Source organism: Rhodopirellula maiorica SM1 (genome assembly GCF_000346295.1).
Classification (GTDB): domain Bacteria; phylum Planctomycetota; class Planctomycetia; order Pirellulales; family Pirellulaceae; genus Novipirellula; species Novipirellula maiorica.
The window spans coordinates 1-3,967 of sequence record NZ_ANOG01001023.1 but is presented as its reverse complement, the minus strand read 5'-3'; the positions used below and the strand labels follow the sequence as shown (position 1 = coordinate 3,967).

The following is a 3,967-nucleotide window of genomic DNA, read 5'->3' as shown; positions in this document are numbered from 1 at the left end:
AACCCTGTTGATATAACAGCCCCACACCAACAACCGGCACCCCAAGATCGCTCGCCGCTTTGAGCTGGTCGCCAGCAACATTCCCCAAGCCACCTGAATAGATTGGTAACGCTTCGCTGAGCATGAATTCCATACTAAAGTAGGCGGCACACGTCAGCGGTGTCGTTACCGGATACGTTTGTTGAAACCACGCTGGCTGCTCCGCCGTTTGTTTCCGCACACTGGCCAACTGATCGACTTTCTTTCGAAACGCCGTATCACCCAGGACGTGCTCGATCCGTTGCCGTGACACCGTTTGCAGCACGACCCACGGATTTCGAGTGATCTGCCAGAGTTCGGGGTCCAACCGACGCCATACCTCATCCGTCGCATGGTTCCATGATGAACGAAGATCCAACGCCAATTCAGCCAACGCTTCAAACCCGTCGATCTCAATTGGAAACAGATCGTAGACCGGATGAACGTGGCGTGGATTATCACTCATCCTACAGCTGCCTCGCCAGATCGAGTTACCATGCGACCGATGCCTTGCAGACAGTGTCTCGCATCCGTGTTGACTGACCCAACGTTGGCTTTGACGTCTCGGAAATCCTTAGCGGACATTTTCTGATTCTGTGTTCATCGTACAAAATGGAATTCCGGTGAGCGAAGCAACATCGGTGCCAAATCCCACAGGTCGACCAAAAACCAATCGTTGCAGGATGATTCGTGCCATACTCCTTAGCGAAACAAGCTTTCGACCTGGTCTCTCATCGCACACCCCCCTTGCCCAACTTTGCACATTCGTGCCAGCTTTCCCGCAGTAGCGAAAGCCGTCAACGACTTTCGCCTGAGTGTTGCGAATCATTGGTCCCCGAGGCTCAGGCAGCGGGGCGAGACCGCACAAGTGAACTCAGCTGGTTCCAAGCATGAACCAAAAACGTCTTCGCCGGATGATTAGCCGAGCGACTTGAACACGCGGCCATGGCGGGGGAATTGATGACGGCTGAGTGCATCGAAATCGCCATGCTCGTCGAAGAACATATGATGGGTGATCGTCAGTGTCTCCGGCGCGATTTCAATTAGATTGAACGAGTTTTTTTCGCGTTCGCGCCCGCGTCCGCGACGCGAAGTTGTCGTGCCGCACTGGACAATCACAATGCCGCGGTCGCGGTGATTCCCTGAATAGAAATCCAACGAGTTGCCGATGTAGGCGCGATGCAAATGGCCGCCCAGGATCAGTTCAACTCCCTGATCGACGAACTGGTTGATCGCTCTCTTGGCCTTCGGCATCGCGTTGTCACGCAAATTGTCCGGAGCGGGAGCGAAATGATGATGAGCGACCAAAATCTTGCAAAGGTCGGGAGAAGCAGACCGGAAGACTTGGCCGGAATGCTCAAGCTGGGACGGGACAATCCGTCCGTTGGATATCGCTCGACGAGGCGATGTCGAATCGAGCCCGACGATAATTGCCTCGTCCAACTTTAATACGGGTGCAAGATCGTCCGTGATGATCTCGCGGTACAACCCCAACGGATCGGTCAACCGCTCCTTGACTCGGTATAACGGCACATCATGGTTGCCAGGGATCACCAACATCGGACACTTCGGAAGTTGATCCAAGAATTCACGGGCGGCAACAAACTGCTCACGTTTGGCTCGCTGAGTCAAATCGCCGCTAACGACGATTGCGTCCGCGTCTAGTTTCGGAGCGAGTTCAATCAATGCCTGCCCCACGCGTGGCAGGTACGGCGGCCCAAAATGCAGGTCGGAAATGTGCAGGATCTTCATGGCACGTGTTGGAGTTGGTTGGGTGCTCGGCGTCCCCTTTCTCGGCCGCCTCCCCCTACAGCGGTCGATTTGCGTTGGGGATGAATCGTTTGGAAATGGTCATCGTGCACAACTCATACCAACGGCCTTAGGCCAGAGGCCGATACATCCTCTGCCGTGGCCGTAAGGCCACGGGATGTAGCGAATGAGCTGCAAAGGCCGGAGGCCGACACAATGACTGTGTAAATGTGTCGGCCTCCGGCCTTGGATTTGCTGCATTCCAAACCGGTGGTTAACACCACCGGCATGAATTGTACCGGCCTCCGGCCTTAAAAAAGAACGAATGCGAGTTGTTAAAGTCACCCTAAGCCGGACGTTCTCGTCAGCGGCAGGGTAGAACGCGCTAAGAGGGTGTCTGACGGCCCATGGCTCACCGTTGCAATTTAATTTGGACTAAATCAACAAGCCGTCAACGGATTTTGCTCACAAATGGCATGAATGTTGCCGTTGATGGCTCGTTCTAATCGGTTGGTAGCGACAGAGACGTATGATGTTTTGTGTCTAGGACCGGCCGTTCCACGACGGAGGACCGATGATGAAACGCGAAGACCAAATCAAATCGTTGACCAAGAAATTGGTGCAACGACGTAGGGAATTGCTGGAATTGCTCGATGGAGAACTTTCCGAGCTCCACAACTCGGACGACGCCGTTGCCGGCGATCTTGCCGACGCCGCAGTGGAATTGGATTACGCCACCGTGAATTCCACATTGGCGGAAGCCGAAAGCGATGAGCTAGCTGCCATCCAAGCGGCATTGCTGCGAGTCAAAGAGGGAGCGTACGGGCGGTGCGTTGATTGTTCAAAAAACATCCCGATTGATCGGTTGCGCAAAGTCCCTTTTGCGGACAAATGCGTGTTGTGTCAGGAAGCAAAGGAGTCACTGCAAGATTCGATTCGTTTGTCTAACAACGCTCCACAGGCAAACCCGCGACGCTCGCGTTCCACGTCGTCTCGTACTTAGAGGTCGCTGTTGATGCATTGGCGCCGGATGCTTGTCGTTGTTTTATTGTTGATCGTAGTTATCGGATGGATTGGATTCGGCGACAAATTGTCATTGGATCCGATATTTGAACGCGAAGATTCGCTGCGTAGTTATGTTCAAAATCATCCTTTTTGGTCGCCGCTTTCAGGTTTCGTGATTTATCTCGCGCTTTCGTTGGTGCCTGGTACGACCGGCAAATCGATCGTCTATGGTTGGTTGTTTGGGTTTTGGATTGGCTTGGCGATTGCCAGCGTTGCATTGACGATCGCTGCTGTGATCAGTTTTCTGGTCGTGCGTTATTTGTTTCGCGAGGTCGTCGAGGCCAAGTTGTCGAAAATCATCGAGGCGATCGACCGAGCGATCGCGCGCAACGGTGGCAGCTACTTACTTTCGCTTCGACTCGTTCATGCACCCTATACGTTGATCAATTATGCGTCCGGAGCAACCGCGATTCCGGTCACCACGTTCGCTTGGACAACCTGGGTGGGAATGTTGCCAGGCACAATCGTGTTTGTGCTTGCGGGGTCTCAATTGCCAACGCTGCGAACAATCGCTCAACAAGGCGTGTGGAGCATCGTGGATTTGAAGCTGTTTGCCTTACTCTCGCTTTTTGCTCTGTTGCCAATTGTGACGCGGTGGGGGCTGCGACGGTTTCCGCATGGAGAGCCGGAATTGGATGAGGACACGCTCTCTCAACACCTGTGATTCCCTTGATTGTTCTCACTATGCCCTTTCCTGTCCCACCGAACGTACAATTCGCTGCGATGATCGCTGTTTCCGCTCTGCTGGTGGGAACCTGCATCCGGGTCACGACGATTCGCCGGCAATCACCCGAGATCGCCCAGTCGCGTCTTCGCAGTCTAAAAAGCTGGTGGATCGTGACCCTCGTCGTGATTGTATCCGCATTGCTGGGGCGGTTAGTTATGGTCGCGGTCCTGGGCATTGTCAGCGGGTTGGCAATGCGTGAGTTCGCAGCCCTGCCGTTGACACCTGCGATCCCGCGATCGGTGACGCGAGCGACGTACGGATTGATCGCCGTCAGCTACGCAGCGCTCGCGATGCAGTGGACTTCGTTCTTCCTCGCTGCGGTGCCACTACTGTCGATCGCGGTTCCCTCGTTCGTATTGATTGCAACCGGACAGGTCGACGCTTTTGTTCGGCACGTAGGGCGAGTGG

General features: G+C 54.4%; 4 protein-coding genes and 1 pseudogene. 3 read left to right on the top strand and 2 right to left on the bottom strand.

What is annotated here, in order from left to right:
• Both RMSM_RS33110 and RMSM_RS33105 read right to left on the bottom strand, forming a co-directional pair.
• The coding region (locus RMSM_RS33110; protein WP_008708065.1) for a DUF3417 domain-containing protein at window positions 1-484 on the bottom strand (484 nt) is incomplete at its 3' end.
• A 452-nt stretch (window positions 485-936) separates the two neighbouring features.
• A complete protein-coding gene (locus RMSM_RS33105; RefSeq protein WP_008708060.1) occupies window positions 937-1,770 on the bottom strand; it encodes a metallophosphoesterase family protein in 834 nt (277 codons plus the stop codon).
• A 571-nt stretch (window positions 1,771-2,341) separates the two neighbouring features.
• Between RMSM_RS33105 and RMSM_RS33100 the strand changes: the two genes are divergently transcribed.
• The 3 genes and pseudogenes from RMSM_RS33100 to RMSM_RS33090 form a co-directional block, all read left to right on the top strand.
• On the top strand, window positions 2,342-2,770 hold the full coding sequence (locus RMSM_RS33100) for a TraR/DksA family transcriptional regulator (protein ID WP_008708058.1): 429 nt from the start codon (window positions 2,342-2,344) through the stop codon (window positions 2,768-2,770).
• Window positions 2,771-2,797: 27 nt separating this feature from the next.
• The gene (locus tag RMSM_RS33095) at window positions 2,798-3,496 is read left to right on the top strand and encodes a TVP38/TMEM64 family protein (protein WP_052031921.1); all 699 of its coding nucleotides are present in this window, start codon (window positions 2,798-2,800) and stop codon (window positions 3,494-3,496) included.
• A 20-nt stretch (window positions 3,497-3,516) separates the two neighbouring features.
• Window positions 3,517-3,967: pseudogene (locus RMSM_RS33090) on the top strand (hypothetical protein); the annotation flags it as partial.

Coding starts and splice junctions, on each gene's coding strand:
- RMSM_RS33105 (WP_008708060.1), bottom strand. CDS start 1,770: ATGAAGATCCTGCACATTTCCGACCTGCATTTTGGGCCGCCGTACCTG.
- RMSM_RS33100 (WP_008708058.1), top strand. CDS start 2,342: ATGATGAAACGCGAAGACCAAATCAAATCGTTGACCAAGAAATTGGTG.
- RMSM_RS33095 (WP_052031921.1), top strand. CDS start 2,798: ATGCTTGTCGTTGTTTTATTGTTGATCGTAGTTATCGGATGGATTGGA.